Below are 14,105 nucleotides of genomic sequence, written 5' to 3'. Positions count from 1 at the left end.
ATTTGAATGAAGAGCACATCGCAAAAAACGAGTCATTATTATGCAGTTATTTTCACTTCTAATTTATCAAATGATACGGCAGACTATAGTACCGTTGCTGACAAAATGGAGGAACTTGCAAAGCAGCAACCTGGATTTCTAGGTGTAGAAAGTGCACGAGATCATTCAGGACTCGGAATCACAATTTCTTATTGGGAATCACTTGAGGCGATTGACAATTGGAAACAGAACGCCTCACATAAAGAAGCAAGAAAAAGAGGTCGTGAGCAATGGTATGAAAACTTCCACCTACGTATCTGCCTTGTTGAGAAAGAATTTAAGTTTCATAGAGGTACATTGTAACTATGAAGAAAAAATTAGCTCTCGTTATTGTTCATGAAATATATGGTGTAAACGACCATATGCATCACGTTATCCACCACTTCACTTCATCCCATATAGATGTATTCTGTCCTAATCTTCTACAAACGCAACACGCATTTCATTATAGTGATGAAGAAAAAGCATATCAACATTTTGTAAATCATATTGGATTTGATGATGGAAAAGACCAAATTGACGAATTCATCAATACTCTTTCAAGCAATTATACACATATTGAACTTATCGGCTTTAGCATTGGAGCTACCATCTCATGGCTATGTAGTAACAATCCGAAAATAGATTTTATTATCGGATGTTACGGTTCCCGTATACGCGACTATGTTCATATAAAACCAACTTGTGCTACCCTACTTATTTTCCCTGAAAAAGAATCTAGTTTTTCAGTATCCTCTTTAATCCAAACATTGCAGCAACAAAAAAATCCTTTATTAGAAATACAACAACTACACGGTGAACATGGTTTTCTAAATCCGTACACTGAAAAATATAACGTGCACTCTACAAAACAAGCATACAATCTAATAAATTCGTTTCTTATAAAGTGAAACTTTAATCAGTGGGGGCTCTTTATCTCCTACTAATTATTAGTTGAACCAATCGGGCTTTTACGGGCAGTTGCTCCCCCACCTAACCTCTTTTCTTACGCTGAATTTTGAGGTGGGATCTTACTGCCCGTTAATGCGGGATAAAAACAATCTTATAAAGGAGACTCAAATGACGCTTACATTACTGTTATTTATTTTCATAGTCATTGCCTTTATATCCGCGCTAACTATCATTTTTATGACCGTAAAAAAAGAGGGGTTTTTCAAACGCCCCTACTTACAATCTATTATCGTTTGCATTTTATTTTTTACAAATTGGATCTTATATTTATCAACTTTTTACTCGTTACTCCCTGAGAAAATTAGTGATTTTATATTCTTACCCATTTGGTTTTTCCTTTGTATTTTAGGATTTATCGTTTTCTGGCGCGAATGGAGAAATAATCGTGTGTTCTCGATATGTATCAGTTTTCTTTCTTTGATTAGTTTTTTATTTGGATTATTGTTGTTACTTCTTTCGGGGATGTGACTGTTATAAAGAGAAGAAAACACCTCTTTATAACAGTTTTTTTCGTTCCATGACTAAAGGAATTAGTAAATAAAAAGCGTAAGCAATAACCATCCAAATGGTAAATGATATGATTTGCTGTGAGGATAATTGTGAGAATATACGAGAAGAATTATATAAGATGTAAGAATCTAAAATTAAACCGATTGCTGTACCACATATACCTAACTTAATAACTGCATATTTTGTAGTATCTAGTCTTTGGTATAACCACATTACAAAGTATAAAGCTATAGCTGTTGCTAATTCAAGAAACGTCAATTGTAGAAAAAATCCATTTGAAGTGTATTCTAATAAAACGGAAGAACCGAAAATAATGAAGAACGCTGAGGCAAAAAGCCAAACGCCGATAGAAAATAAAATTGTGAGCCAAAGTCTATTATTCACTGACATTACCTCCCTTTTGTAGCACTGTAAACTTTTCCAAGAGCATATATAAATCACCATATACTTTATCTGTAGAAAAAAATGGATTGAATAATGCTTGCAATGCCAATCCATCAACTAATGCATTACATAAAACGCTCCACGTTTCAGTTGGAATTTGAGATGTCATTCTATCTCCAACTTTTTCATTTAACACCCTTTCTAGTTCTTGATTTTCATATTGTAACAGTTCACCAATTTTATTTTTCATCGCATCATTTTGTAATCCACTAGCTACTAATTGAAAAAACAAATGATGATACATTGAATCTTTCACACATCTACTTTCGGCAGACTGTAAAGCCTTTTCTAACTGTACATCCTTTCCTATTTGTTCCCACGACGCTTTACAAAACGATTCAGTTACTTCAAGTAATAATTGATCTTTCGTTTTAAAATGATAATATACGGTACCTTGTGTAACTTGAGCACTCTCTGCAACTGCTTTTAATGTCAACTTTTCCATCCCATGCTCTGCAATAATTTCTTTTGCTGCTTGTAGTAAATTCTCTTTATTAACAACGTTCGGTTTTGCCATTTCTATGACCACCTTTTAAGTTAGTTGGATAACTAACTTAAATCATACAGAAAAATCAGATAAAATAAAAGAAAGAAAAGCCAACATTCAACTTTTCTTCCTTCTATGTTTTCCTTTAGTTTTCACTGTCACTGATTCACAAGGTGTATAATATATTTGAGGTGTCGCCTTATCAACAAACATCATAAACGTGACGAAGCCGATAATAAATAAAATAAACAACGTTAACAAAATTGCTCCTATCGTTAAAAGTATCATAACACCACCCCTATATTTTTCATGTTATTACACTTTTCGCTATTATATGAGCGTAATCCTTTTTAGAAAAAGAAACGTAACAAAATAATCACAATCACTCCTGTTAATACTGTACCTAACAAACTACGAGTATATATCGCTACAAGAAATGTTGGAATTGCTGCGATCAAGTAATCCCACTGCATCGTCTCATGCATAAATAATACTTGGGCTAAAAGTGCTGCTAATATCGCAATTGGTATGTAATTTAACCATTTTAAACCCCAGTCTGGAATTTGTAGTTTGCTAAATACGAGTAGAGGTAAAATACGTGGCACGAGTGTGACAGCTCCTGCTGCTAATAAAAGTAATAATACGTCTAATCTCATTTCCATTTTTCAATTACCACTCCAATCGTCGCAGCTAATAAGGTTGCGATAATAACCGCTATACTATCTGGCATAAATAAGTGTGAAACGTATGCGATCATAATCGCTACAATTGCAACAATAAGATGAATTGCTAGTTTCGGTTTACTACTTATGAGCTGAAGGACAAATAATCCGATAAACATCGCTGGTAATGCATAATCCATCCCGTACGTATGTGGATCTGGTATCCACTCACCAAATAGCCCGCCAATGATAGTAGCAAGAATCCAATTTAAATAAGCCGTTACATTTAGCCCAATCATCCATCTTTCGCCTACATATCCTTTTTGCGCTGCATGCTGTACTGCCACGCCGAACGTTTCATCTGTAATTTGAGAACCGATAAATACGTTTTTTAATAGAGGAAGTTTCGTAAAGTACGGTGCAAGGGCAGCACTCATTAGAAGGTGGCGTAAATTAACAAAAAAGACGGTGAAAATGATTGCTGAAGCAGGAGCACCGGCTGCATACATACCAGCTAATATAAATTGGGCAGAACCTGCATAAATTAAAGTGGACATAAATGCAATTTCAATGATTGAGAACCCTGCTGTTTTTGCAATTACACCAGCTGCTATACCGATGCTCAAGTAACCAAATACAGTTGGTAAACAATCTTTTACTCCTTGCTGAAATGTATCATCGCTCTGAAAAGCTACATGGGCCTGAGCTTTACTCATTCGTATCATCCTCCATTCCTTCCATCGTTCGTTTTCCTGTTACGACATGAACTAAATCTATATTTTCACGCCATAACGTATCTAACTTATCAGCTCCAAATTCCTTCGTGATTTCTTCAACCATAATATCGTGCCGCACATACTCTGTAGCAACGAGAACTAGTGCTGGGTCATACGTTGTTACGGCCCATGAGGTACTATCATTTGAAAAGTTCGCAATTAATACTTCCTCTCCATCACGAGCAATAACAGTTAAATGACCACCCATTCTCTTTTCAACAACGTGGGGTGTCATGTAATTATGGTGAAACGTCGCGCCTATTTTTGTATTGGGAGTGCCAAATAAGATTGAAAATATATGTACACCTTCCTCTTCCTTTTGACGAATATATGGCTCAATTTCATGCACTTGATCTTCCCATACAGAAATCCATAACTCTTCCTTTGCTCTACTAATTATATTGCATATTTCTTTTAATACACGATCATTTGAACGAATATGCGAAATTACATCTATTTGTCGCTCTTGTTCTAAACCATTTAATTTCTCATCTAAAAATTCAAAGGACTTCTCAAAGTCTTTTCGCATTCGATTCATTAATTCGGTAGCTGGTACTGGTACATATTTCACCGGTTCTGACGGAACGATATGCACCGCCCCTTTATCCATCAATTTACCGAGTACTTCATAAATCATCGAACGAGGTACCCCTGTTTGTTTACTCACTTCATACCCAGTTACTGGAGAATGTTTTAGTAGTCCAATATACGCTTTACATTCATACTGGGAAAAACCTAACTTTTGTAATTCCTTTATAATTTCATCCATCAGTACCCCTCACACTCTATATAACTCTCATTTCAAAACGATGCATGTATGTTAGTAGTTATTAGTATACCTACTAATATAAAAAAACAGACCTATAAAGTCAATTGATAATTCTGAAATTTAACCCTAAAAATAAAAAGCCTTTCATAAGAAGGCTTTTTGTAGTAACACTCCTGTTATTTTAACTGCAAAGATTTTGATGTATTTCCCCTTAAATGTTCGCGCAAAGTAGAACCTGTATACTCTTCTCTAAATACACCAGCCTTCACAAATAAAGGAATGACTTCACTAAAAAATAGATTTAGTGACTTTGGAGGTCCTCCTGGAATGGCAATAAATCCATCTAATGCTCCGGCCTCAAATCTATCCATAATTTGCTTCGCAACGTCTTGCGGTGTACCAACTGCAACCCAATGAGCGGAGCCAACAACTTCTGGCCGTTCTAGTATTTGTTCAACAGTTGGTTCATTTTTCATAATGAAGTTCCGTAATAATTCGGCATGTGTTTTACTGCGAACCGTTTGATCCCGACTTGGCAGCATCTCTTCTGTAACCTTACTTTCCAGCGGAATCCCTCTAGCGTCTAGTCCGAGAACCATTTCAAGTAACGCATATCTCTTCTCTTTTGTGAGATGTTGATGAGCTTGCCTATGCATTTCTAACGCTTCTTCATATGTATCACCGATAAAGAAATATAATCCAGGCAATACACGTATATCATCTTGCTTTCGGCCATGCTGTTCTGCTCTTTTTCTTAAATCTTGACGCAGTTCCATTCCTGACTCTACATCTGGCGTTGCAGCAAAAATTGCATCAGCAACAGAAGCAGCAAAATTCCGGCCTGACTCTGAAGCACCCGCTTGAAATAATGGCATTTCCCCTGAAATATGCTGCGGAATATTTAGTGGACCTTTCACCTCAAAGTATTCACCATTATGCTCAATAGGCTTTACCATCTCTCTAATAACATCAGGATTATCTACTTTCAATACTTCATTAGGGTGACTCCCCCAAAGCTTTCTTACTAACGCTGTACATTCTGCCGCTTTCGCGTATCGTTCCTCAGATGATGGCATTCCTTCCTCACCAAAGTTTTCAGCACCGTCAATGGATGTAACAATATTCCAACCAACTCGGCCGTTGCTAATCCAGTGTAACGATTGTAATTGCCTCGCTAATATATATGGTGGATAAAACGAAGTTGAAGCAGTCGTAACGACTCCAATTTTTTCTGTTGCATAAGCAATAGCGGTAAACAGTAACGTCGGATCTAAAATGACATTTCCCTTATTACGAGCAATTAAATCCGGGTGCGTCACTAAATAATCTGCCTTAAAAACAAAATCTAACTTAGCCTTTTCTGCCTGTAGTGCCAACTCTACTTGTTCATCAATTCCCGAATCAAATATACTATCTTCTTCTTTCTTTCTAGAAATTAAACATAATCCAATACAAAGTTGTTTTTTTGTAGACATACACACCATCCCCTTGTTTTTAATTTACCTAGTTAAGCAATGTTACTGTCATTATGAAATTCCATTTTTATGAAAAAAGATAAAATGATATTGATAATCATTATCATTTTATGGTGTAACTGTAATAAAAGCAATAATAAAAAAGACTTCCACTATGGGAAGTCTTTTATCTCAATATTTCATTCGCTTCTTTTTCATAAATTTTATCAAACGAAGTCATAACACGTTGTGACGCTGAAATCATTTTTTGATCCGTCATAAGATCAGCCATCTCTTTCGTCATATCTACATTTGAATTTTCTAGCATATGGTTTTTTACTAAGCCTGCTCCGTTCGGTAAATCAGCAATGTTCCCTTCTGCTAGTGTAAAGCTTTTGTTCTCTCTTTGTACGAGACGATTATTCGCATCTGCACCTACTGTTTTTGTTTGCAGACGAGCGATATTATTTTGCGTCACCGCATCATATAACGTACCGTCTGCTTGTACAGCTACCTTTGCTCCTTCTGGAATACGAATACGTTCATTATTCTCACCCATTACAAAAGCACCTGAAGTTGTTTGCAGATAACGATCACTATTTAATGCAAAACTACCATCTCTCGTTAAAAACGTTTCATCATTTTTAGATGTAACGAAAAACGAAGCTGTGCCAGCAGTTCCGTCATCTAAAAAGAAATCTGTAGCACTATTTGTCATTTGTATATTTCCTTGTACTAAGTTCACATGCGTTGCGGCTGGTACTACAGCGTAATCGACCGAACCGATATTTGTCACAGCCCCATCTCCGCGGCGATATGTGTCTTGTACATCAAATACTTTAGAAGTCATATTTTCTGCTTTAAATCCTGTCGTTTGAGCATTTGCAACGTTATTCGAATGAACATTAATGCGCTGCATGTAATTCATCATACCCATAGAACCTATATAAAGACCGTTCATACTCGTTTGAATAAGGCAGTTGCCTTATCCTTCACCTCTTTTCTATGATGTTTGCAACATTTGTTTCGCTAAATGTTCAGCTGTAGCGATATGTATATGTTGCTTCACGTCTTGTCCGTCAGTAATTAATACAATTGGAGCTGATGATACTGCTGGAATTTTCAACAATTCACCACTACTTGCTGTTTCATCAAATTTCGTAAATACGATACCATCAATATGAATATCTTTAAAGTTCGTAATGATTTCAATCATATCTTTACTTTTCATCGAAGCAGATAACGTTAAACAAATGTAATCTGGCTCTACTTGTCCCATCGTTTCAATCATTTCTTCCACTGTTTCTGACGCACGATAATTTTTTCCGGCTGTATCAATTAAAATATAATCGACACGCGCTTCTTCTTTAAAATACGTAAGCGCTCTTGTCATTGCAGCCTCATCACGTACGGCGATTACTTCAAATCCAATTGTCTTTACGTAATCTTGCAGTTGCTGTACTGTCCCGATGCGTGAATGGTCTGTCGTAATAAAACCGACCGTTTTTTTCTTACCGTGAAACTGCCATGCCATTTTCGCAAGAGTCGTCGTTTTTCCAACTCCAGTTGGACCGATTAATGCAATTGTTTGCACTTCTTTTTCAAAAACGTTTTCCGTATTGAAATGAGATCTCATATCTTCCAATATGTATCCGATCACTTCTTCTTCTGTAATCATCGTTGCATTCTCAAACTTCACTTTTAACTTTTCAGCATATGCATGAATGAAATATTGTTCTACATCGTTTTGCTCTAGCATGCGAATTACTTTTTGAATAATAAACGGTACAGATTCTTGCTTTTCTTTTTTTACAACTACTTCTTCTTTCTTGACCGGAACAACTTTTTTCACAGCTTTTTTCTTTTTCGTTACTTTCGTTTCTTCCGTCTGTTTCACAACGACGATACCTTTTTCAAACAGCTTTAATAGTTTCTCTTTCTTTCTTGTCCATTCTTCACTATTTCCTGTTTGCATCGCCGCATATGACATAGAAGTCGTCACGTTTTCTAAATTGTGCAGTACCGATTGAATTCCGTTCGCCTTTACAATTTGTTCTGAAGAATCATTTACAACATCCATTAGTTGTTCATGAAATTGAGCTGTGCCTTCATTCACTTCTTCCTGTTTATCCTCTGGAAAAGCAACTAACATTTCATAATTCTTTTTCCAAAAAAACGGGATATTCCGTTTTACACTTTCATCGACAACGTAATAATAATCTGTACCATATTGGTCAAATAACTTTCGATACAATTCATTTTTCGAAGCTGCTTTTATTCGCATTAACGCTTCTTTCTTTTCTGTACTTTCCATTACTTCACCCCCTACTATTCAATATAGGCAATTTGATCTACAACAATTTCCGGTGCTAATTCGCTAATACAAAGTACTTGCGCTTCTACTTGATAACGCTCAAGAAGTCTTACAATCGCAAATCTGAAATCTTTTCTACGCGTTAATAATACTGGTTCTCTTCCCATTAAACGAGCTTGTTTAAAAACACGCTGTACTTGTTCAACAACACGTGTTTCTAAATCTAAATCCCAGTTTAATAAGTAACCTTGGTATGAATTATTTACAACATCCGCATCTAACTCGATTGAATCTGAGAAGAGCGCTGCGTAAATTTTACCGTCAGGATTTTTCGCATTTTCACAAATCACTTTTGAAATACATTCACGGACGAATGACGTTACACCGTCTACATGATTTTGATAAATTTCTTTTCCATCAATAATACCTTCGATAATAGTTGGTAAATCACGAATAGAAATACCCTCTTTTAGCAATTGTTTAATAACATTTTGAACGAGTGATAAGTCGATTTCTTTCTTCTTAATCTCTTCTAATAAAACACCGTTATCATTTTCAAGCGAGTTAATTAAGTCTTTTACATGTTGACGCTGAATTAACTCATGAAGATTACGTCTAACGACAACATCTAAATGTGTAATTAATATGCTAAGCGGCTCTAATACTTGATAGCCTTTCATTTGTGCATCTTGTACCATATGCTCTAAAATCCAATATCCATCTTCACCGAAAATTGGATCTTTCGCTGGTTCTGCATCTAAATCGGCCATTACATTCGGTGTTTTCAATGCTAATAAGTAACCTGATTTTAAAACACCTTCTGCTGCCTTCGCCCCTTTAATACGAATAATGTAACGTCCGCGTGGTCTAAAACTCGTATTATCTTTAAAGTTAATGCCAGGAACGTTAATACCAAGGTCAGTAATAATCGACTTCCTCATAAGAACAACTTTATCACGAGCTGTTTCCCCGTTAATCTTCTGCTTTACAAGTGCTGCTAAATCTAAACCGAGCTCTACAATAATTGGATATTTATCTGTAAATACTCCGAATGAATCTTCCACTTGTTGCAGCTGCTCATCTTCGCCTTGAATCATTTCTAATTCTTTTTGAAGCTCGTCTTCTTTTTCTTTCTTTATTCGGTTTTTATTACGAATTCCTAATAAAATAATTGTTCCACCAACAAGAGCAAACGGTAGAAATGGTAGCGGAGTGAAAATACCCATCGCAATAAATAAACCACCAAGCGCATATACAACAACTTCATGTGCTAATAACTCTTTAAAGATACCTTCTGTTACTGTATCCGCTGAACCATCAAATACACGTGTTACGATAATCCCAGTTGAAATCGCAAGCATTAACGAACCGATTTGGTTTACGATTCCGTCACCGACAGTTAACTGTGTATAGTGAATAGCTGCATCAGCAAAACTCATTCCTTGCTGCATCATGCCGACAATTAAACCGAAAATAATGTTTACGAATAAAATGACAATCCCGAAAATAACGTCCCCTTTAATGAACTTCCCGGCACCATCCATCGCCCCGTAAAACTCTGTTTCCATATTTAACTTTTTTCGTTTTGCCTGTGCATCTTTTTCAGTAATAATACGCTGGTTTAAATCCGCATCGATCGACATTTGTTTCCCGGGTAAAGAATCAAGTGTAAAACGAGCTGCAACTTCAGCTGTACGAGATGCACCGTTTGCAACGATAAACTGGAATATAATTAATACTATAAAAATAACGATACCAATTAATAAGTTCCCGCCAATTACAAACTGACCGAACTCTTCAATAACATGCCCCGCATTTCCGTCTGTCAAAATCGCTCGCGTCGTCGATACGTTAATCGATACGCGGAAAATCCCGATTAATAACAGCATCGTCGGAAATGACTTTAATTCATCCCACTCGTTAATACTTGTTGCTCGCATATAAATAAGCACTGACATACTTAGTAAAAAAACGATAACGATATCAAGTATAAATGGTGGAAGTGGAATTAAGAGCGCCACTACGAATGACGCTGCTAAAAAGATAGAAAAATAGGTTCTTGCAGAATCTATCTTAAACACAAGAGATCTCCTCCAACCGCGCTATTATACTTCAAGTTCATTCGTTTGAATTAAATAGCGCATAACTTCAATTACAGCTACGTATAAATCTTCTGGAATCGTCTCATCTTCCTCGACTTGATAATATAAAGAACGAGCAAGTGGACGGTTTTCCACCATTGGTATTTCTTGTTCGCGGGCGAGCGTTCGTATATATAATGCGAGCTCATCTTCCCCTTTTGCAACGACAATTGGCGCCGAATCAACTTGTTTATTGTACCGAAGTACGACTGAAATATGAGTCGGATTGTTTACAATAAACGTTGCACCATCCATCTTCTTCGCAATTGTCCCTTGCAAGATCGCATGCATAAAGTTTTTTCGCTTTCCCTTTACTTGCGGGTCCCCTTCATTATCTTTATGCTCTCGTTTTACTTCTTCTTTTTTCATCTTAATATCTTGTTCGTACTCCCATTTTTGATAAATAAAATCAATAATAGAAAGAACGATTAATATAATTAAAATAGCTAAAAAGATAAATTTAATTTGCCTAATAATTTCAGTAAGTGACGCAGTCCAGTTAAATCCAATCATACTAACGATTTTCTCTAAATTCTTTTTAAAGAGAATGTAAGCGACGTAACCGATTAATCCCATATAAAATAGTGATTTCAAAATATCTACTAAACTTTTACGACTAAACAATCTCGTAAAATAGTTTTTTGGGTTAATACGTGAAGCTTTCGGCTTAATGACTTTAGAAGAAAATAAGAAACCGACTTGAATCATATAATTAAATAAATGAAAAGCGTATACGAGTATTAATATCGGAGCTGATACTTTTAGTAATAAAATACCCATTAAATAAAAATACTCGGTCGAATCTGTATTTTTTCCAATTTGATCAAACAGCACCGCTACAGAATTTGCAATCTCAAACCCTAACCAATCTCCGAAAAAGTAAACGACAACTGCTAATACAAGTATGGAAAACAAATTATTTAAATCTTTACTCCGGGCAATATTCCCTTCTTCACGCGATTTCTTACGCTTCTGCGGGGTGGCCTTTTCTGTTTTATTATCCTTTGCCATGTGCGTCCCCCTACTTCGTTAAGAAAAAGTTAAATAGTTTCGTATATTCCTCAAGCAATACATCCGTCATATTTTTAAACACATAACCGAGCATCGGTACACTCATCGCAATAAACAAAATACCACACGTAATTTTAATGACATACGCATTCATAAAAACGTTTAATTGCGGAGCGTTTTTTGCGATTAAAATTAAAACAAAGTTAATGATGAACAAACTTCCCATGAGCGGAAGAGCAATTTCAACCGCTGATGTAATCGCAAATAATAACGTTGCGAGTAGACTATCTAAAAAACTAGTCGTCAGCAATTTTGAAATCGCCTCTGTATATTGAAACGACTTTAAAATCGTGGCAACGAAATAATTAATGCCGCCAAGTGAAATAAAAATAATGAGAAAAAATATATCAAAAATGGTTGATAGTAAAGTAGACTGTGAGCCTGCATTTACATCAAACAAACTTGCCTGTGATAAACCGATATCAAAGTCTAAAATATGCCCGGCCATTTTTGGAATGTTCCACAGCATTTCTACAATTTTTGAAAGCGATAATCCAATTACAATTTGCGTACCTGCATAAGCTGCCACGTCCCAAGTTGTCTTTATGTGAGAGACATCAACTTGATCGGCCACTGTAATTGAAAGAGCAAGTCCTACTGTAACCTTTGCCATCGCTGGAATGGATCGACCTGAGAAAAACGGTAAAAAATATAAAAATGAAGTAATGCGGCAAAACGCAAAAAACGTCGCCGCCCATAATTCCATATTCATTTCAGTTCACCTATCTTAGTACGAACGCAATAGCGATGGGATTTTATCAAATAAATCTAAAATAAGCGTCGTTAACTCTTGAAACATCCACGGACCTAAAATGATAATAACGAGTACAATACTCGCCATTTTCGGTAAAAACGTCAACGTTTGCTCTTGAATTTGCATCATCGCCATAATAACAGCGATGATAATAACGACAATCATACTTACGCCGGCAACCGGCATTAAAATCATAACCCCTTTATAAAAAAAGGTTTGAAAAATATCTATAATTGGTGACGTATTCATTTATATGACTCCTATCACATAGCATCAAACGCTTCAGGCGACCGTTTTAAACATAATGTCGACGATTTTTGTATATCCACCTAAATATACGAAAACGAGTATTTTAAATGGTAAACTTAAAATCATCGGCGGTACCATCATCATCCCGAGATACATTAAAAGTGTACTAATAATCAAATCTATAAATACAAAAGCTAAATAAATGAACATCCCCGTTAACAAACCCTTTTGAATTTGCGTTAACGTAAAGGATGGTACGAGCGTAAATAAGGAAAGATCTTTCAAATCTTTCGGCAACTCTTCTCCGCGAACTTTCAGCATCATCTTTAAATCATGCTTATACGTATGCTTTGACATATACTCTTTCATAATCGGAGCTGTCGTCTCCGCAGCTTGACTTACTGTTATTTTCTCTTTCGTCATCGGATCCCACACATCGCTCTTTAGCTGTCCAAGTACAGGCTGCATCGTAAAGAGTGATAAAAATAATGCAAGTCCAACAAGTACTTGGTTCGGTGGTAAATTCATTACCCCAAGTCCTTGACGTGTAATCCCAAGAACGATCATAAAATAAGTAAAATGTGTAAATAATAGAACGATAGAAGAAGATAATGATAAAAGGGTAACGAGCGCAAATAGTTGTACACTTGAATTACTCGTAAACTCTTTTCCATTTTCGAAATTAATAAAACCATTCGGGGCCGCATACGCTGGATTTACAAAAACAATTGAAAAAACGATAGAAAATACGAAAATAACGGCTAATAATGATAACTGTTTCTTTATTCTCATGATGGATCCTCTACTTTTTTCGTTTCACTCTTCACCGCGTCTTCTAGCGCTTGTTGAAACTGATTTCCTGTTCCTGTTAATTGCACAGATTGTACACCGTTATTACTAATAACAGTGAACACTTGCTTGCCATCAACTTCAAATAAAAAGGCGCTCGTTTGATGATTTAAATAAACGCCGTCCTTCACTTGAATGTGGCCATTTTCACCTTGTTTAAAAAACTGCTGCTTGCGCGTCTTTTTCGTCATATAATATGCACCGTAGCCGAGCGCACCAAACAGTAAAACGACTTGAAATAAGGTCGTCATATACGACATATGACTCCTCCTCTACTCTTTATCTTGCATCTGACTTTGCGCTTTCATAAGCGCAGCTTGCTTCTTGTCAGCTTCAATTTCAGAAATGATAATACCGAACTTCTCGTCCATTACGATCGCTTCCCCAATGCCAACTTTCATATTACTTAAATACACATCTACTTTATGTCCTAAGTTTTTCTCTACTTCCAAAACATCGCCCACTTTTAACTGTTTCACATCACCGAGCGTAATAGATGACTTCCCAAGCTTTACACCAAGTTCAATCGAAATATCCGAAACAGTATCAATATGTGCTTTACCTGTCTCATTTCGCTTTCCTGCAAATTCTTCTAATCCCATTAATGACACAGGAGATACTTCATGCTTCATATG

Annotated in this window: 19 protein-coding genes; 3 read left to right on the top strand and 16 right to left on the bottom strand. The window is 36.1% G+C overall.

Annotation, left to right across the window (positions count from 1 at the left end):
• The first annotated feature begins 6 nt into the window (after window positions 1-6).
• From QCI41_RS27065 to QCI41_RS27055, 3 genes are all read left to right on the top strand, one after another.
• Window positions 7-342, top strand: a complete 336-nt coding sequence (locus QCI41_RS27065) for an antibiotic biosynthesis monooxygenase family protein (RefSeq protein WP_353836234.1) — start codon at window positions 7-9, stop codon at window positions 340-342.
• A 2-nt stretch (window positions 343-344) separates the two neighbouring features.
• Window positions 345-929: a dienelactone hydrolase family protein gene (locus QCI41_RS27060; RefSeq protein WP_353836235.1), complete on the top strand. Its 585-nt coding sequence runs from the start codon at window positions 345-347 to the stop codon at window positions 927-929.
• 169 nt (window positions 930-1,098) lie between these two features.
• Entirely contained in the window at window positions 1,099-1,458 is a 360-nt protein-coding gene (locus QCI41_RS27055) for a hypothetical protein (RefSeq protein ID WP_353836236.1), read from the top strand.
• A gap of 27 nt (window positions 1,459-1,485) precedes the next feature.
• Here the strand turns inward: QCI41_RS27055 and QCI41_RS27050 are convergent, their stop codons facing one another.
• The 16 genes from QCI41_RS27050 to fliN form a co-directional block, all read right to left on the bottom strand.
• Window positions 1,486-1,884, bottom strand: a complete 399-nt coding sequence (locus QCI41_RS27050; RefSeq protein ID WP_353836237.1) for a DUF5367 family protein — start codon at window positions 1,882-1,884, stop codon at window positions 1,486-1,488.
• Window positions 1,877-2,461: a TetR/AcrR family transcriptional regulator gene (locus QCI41_RS27045; protein ID WP_353836238.1), complete on the bottom strand. Its 585-nt coding sequence runs from the start codon at window positions 2,459-2,461 to the stop codon at window positions 1,877-1,879. The genes QCI41_RS27050 and QCI41_RS27045 overlap by 8 nt, the downstream gene beginning before the upstream one ends.
• Window positions 2,462-2,548: 87 nt before the next feature.
• Entirely contained in the window at window positions 2,549-2,719 is a 171-nt protein-coding gene (locus QCI41_RS27040) for a DUF3951 domain-containing protein (RefSeq protein WP_048561248.1), read from the bottom strand.
• Between the two features lie 62 nt (window positions 2,720-2,781).
• On the bottom strand, window positions 2,782-3,093 hold the full coding sequence (locus QCI41_RS27035; RefSeq protein ID WP_000425942.1) for an AzlD domain-containing protein: 312 nt from the start codon (window positions 3,091-3,093) through the stop codon (window positions 2,782-2,784).
• The gene (locus QCI41_RS27030; protein ID WP_353836239.1) at window positions 3,084-3,809 is read right to left on the bottom strand and encodes an AzlC family ABC transporter permease; all 726 of its coding nucleotides are present in this window, start codon (window positions 3,807-3,809) and stop codon (window positions 3,084-3,086) included. Before QCI41_RS27030 ends, QCI41_RS27035 begins: the two co-directional genes overlap by 10 nt.
• The gene (locus QCI41_RS27025) at window positions 3,802-4,638 is read right to left on the bottom strand and encodes a TrmB family transcriptional regulator (RefSeq protein WP_353836240.1); all 837 of its coding nucleotides are present in this window, start codon (window positions 4,636-4,638) and stop codon (window positions 3,802-3,804) included. The genes QCI41_RS27030 and QCI41_RS27025 overlap by 8 nt, the downstream gene beginning before the upstream one ends.
• 176 nt (window positions 4,639-4,814) lie before the next feature.
• Window positions 4,815-6,113, bottom strand: a complete 1,299-nt coding sequence (locus QCI41_RS27020; RefSeq protein WP_353836241.1) for an NtaA/DmoA family FMN-dependent monooxygenase — start codon at window positions 6,111-6,113, stop codon at window positions 4,815-4,817.
• A 166-nt stretch (window positions 6,114-6,279) separates the two neighbouring features.
• Entirely contained in the window at window positions 6,280-7,053 is a 774-nt protein-coding gene (locus QCI41_RS27015; RefSeq protein WP_353836242.1) for a flagellar basal-body rod protein FlgG, read from the bottom strand.
• A gap of 42 nt (window positions 7,054-7,095) precedes the next feature.
• Window positions 7,096-8,406 carry a flagellar biosynthesis GTPase FlhF gene (flhF, locus tag QCI41_RS27010; RefSeq protein WP_353836243.1) on the bottom strand — a complete coding sequence of 437 codons (1,311 nt, stop codon included), beginning with the start codon at window positions 8,404-8,406 and terminating at the stop codon, window positions 7,096-7,098.
• A 14-nt stretch (window positions 8,407-8,420) separates the two neighbouring features.
• Window positions 8,421-10,487, bottom strand: coding sequence for a flagellar biosynthesis protein FlhA (gene flhA, locus QCI41_RS27005; protein ID WP_048543382.1), 2,067 nt, complete (start codon window positions 10,485-10,487; stop codon window positions 8,421-8,423).
• 24 nt (window positions 10,488-10,511) lie between these two features.
• On the bottom strand, window positions 10,512-11,558 hold the full coding sequence (gene flhB, locus QCI41_RS27000) for a flagellar type III secretion system protein FlhB (RefSeq protein ID WP_099004569.1): 1,047 nt from the start codon (window positions 11,556-11,558) through the stop codon (window positions 10,512-10,514).
• Window positions 11,559-11,568: 10 nt separating this feature from the next.
• Complete coding sequence (locus QCI41_RS26995; RefSeq protein WP_001055716.1) at window positions 11,569-12,330, bottom strand: flagellar biosynthetic protein FliR; 762 nt, start codon at window positions 12,328-12,330, stop codon at window positions 11,569-11,571.
• Window positions 12,331-12,345: 15 nt separating this feature from the next.
• A complete protein-coding gene (locus QCI41_RS26990) occupies window positions 12,346-12,621 on the bottom strand; it encodes a flagellar biosynthetic protein FliQ (protein ID WP_001098085.1) in 276 nt (91 codons plus the stop codon).
• 33 nt (window positions 12,622-12,654) lie between these two features.
• Window positions 12,655-13,413: a flagellar type III secretion system pore protein FliP gene (locus QCI41_RS26985; protein WP_001220587.1), complete on the bottom strand. Its 759-nt coding sequence runs from the start codon at window positions 13,411-13,413 to the stop codon at window positions 12,655-12,657.
• Window positions 13,410-13,730 (bottom strand): hypothetical protein, encoded by a 321-nt coding sequence (locus tag QCI41_RS26980; RefSeq protein WP_000121176.1) that lies wholly within the window; start codon window positions 13,728-13,730, stop codon window positions 13,410-13,412. Before QCI41_RS26980 ends, QCI41_RS26985 begins: the two co-directional genes overlap by 4 nt.
• Window positions 13,731-13,742: 12 nt before the next feature.
• On the bottom strand, window positions 13,743-14,102 hold the full coding sequence (gene fliN / locus QCI41_RS26975; protein WP_000680026.1) for a flagellar motor switch protein FliN: 360 nt from the start codon (window positions 14,100-14,102) through the stop codon (window positions 13,743-13,745).
• Window positions 14,103-14,105 lie beyond the last annotated feature (3 nt).

Source organism: Bacillus cereus group sp. MG4, assembly GCF_040460055.1.
In the GTDB taxonomy this organism is placed as follows: domain Bacteria; phylum Bacillota; class Bacilli; order Bacillales; family Bacillaceae_G; genus Bacillus_A; species Bacillus_A wiedmannii.
The sequence above is the reverse complement of the archived record's forward strand: the minus strand, read 5'-3'. Positions and strand labels throughout refer to the sequence as shown.

Bases quoted from the DNA above. Each gene is read 5' to 3' on its own strand.
- QCI41_RS27065 (WP_353836234.1), top strand. From the start codon at position 7: ATGAAGAGCACATCGCAAAAAACGAGTCATTATTATGCAGTTATTTTC.
- QCI41_RS27060 (WP_353836235.1), top strand. From the start codon at position 345: ATGAAGAAAAAATTAGCTCTCGTTATTGTTCATGAAATATATGGTGTA.
- QCI41_RS27055 (WP_353836236.1), top strand. From the start codon at position 1,099: ATGACGCTTACATTACTGTTATTTATTTTCATAGTCATTGCCTTTATA.
- QCI41_RS27045 (WP_353836238.1), bottom strand. From the start codon at position 2,461: ATGGCAAAACCGAACGTTGTTAATAAAGAGAATTTACTACAAGCAGCA.
- QCI41_RS27040 (WP_048561248.1), bottom strand. From the start codon at position 2,719: ATGATACTTTTAACGATAGGAGCAATTTTGTTAACGTTGTTTATTTTA.
- QCI41_RS27035 (WP_000425942.1), bottom strand. From the start codon at position 3,093: ATGGAAATGAGATTAGACGTATTATTACTTTTATTAGCAGCAGGAGCT.
- QCI41_RS27030 (WP_353836239.1), bottom strand. From the start codon at position 3,809: ATGAGTAAAGCTCAGGCCCATGTAGCTTTTCAGAGCGATGATACATTT.
- QCI41_RS27025 (WP_353836240.1), bottom strand. From the start codon at position 4,638: ATGGATGAAATTATAAAGGAATTACAAAAGTTAGGTTTTTCCCAGTAT.
- QCI41_RS27020 (WP_353836241.1), bottom strand. From the start codon at position 6,113: ATGTCTACAAAAAAACAACTTTGTATTGGATTATGTTTAATTTCTAGA.
- QCI41_RS27015 (WP_353836242.1), bottom strand. From the start codon at position 7,053: ATGAACGGTCTTTATATAGGTTCTATGGGTATGATGAATTACATGCAG.
- flhF (WP_353836243.1), bottom strand. From the start codon at position 8,406: ATGGAAAGTACAGAAAAGAAAGAAGCGTTAATGCGAATAAAAGCAGCT.
- flhB (WP_099004569.1), bottom strand. From the start codon at position 11,558: ATGGCAAAGGATAATAAAACAGAAAAGGCCACCCCGCAGAAGCGTAAG.
- QCI41_RS26995 (WP_001055716.1), bottom strand. From the start codon at position 12,330: ATGAATATGGAATTATGGGCGGCGACGTTTTTTGCGTTTTGCCGCATT.
- QCI41_RS26990 (WP_001098085.1), bottom strand. From the start codon at position 12,621: ATGAATACGTCACCAATTATAGATATTTTTCAAACCTTTTTTTATAAA.
- QCI41_RS26985 (WP_001220587.1), bottom strand. From the start codon at position 13,413: ATGAGAATAAAGAAACAGTTATCATTATTAGCCGTTATTTTCGTATTT.
- QCI41_RS26980 (WP_000121176.1), bottom strand. From the start codon at position 13,730: ATGTCGTATATGACGACCTTATTTCAAGTCGTTTTACTGTTTGGTGCG.
- fliN (WP_000680026.1), bottom strand. From the start codon at position 14,102: ATGAAGCATGAAGTATCTCCTGTGTCATTAATGGGATTAGAAGAATTT.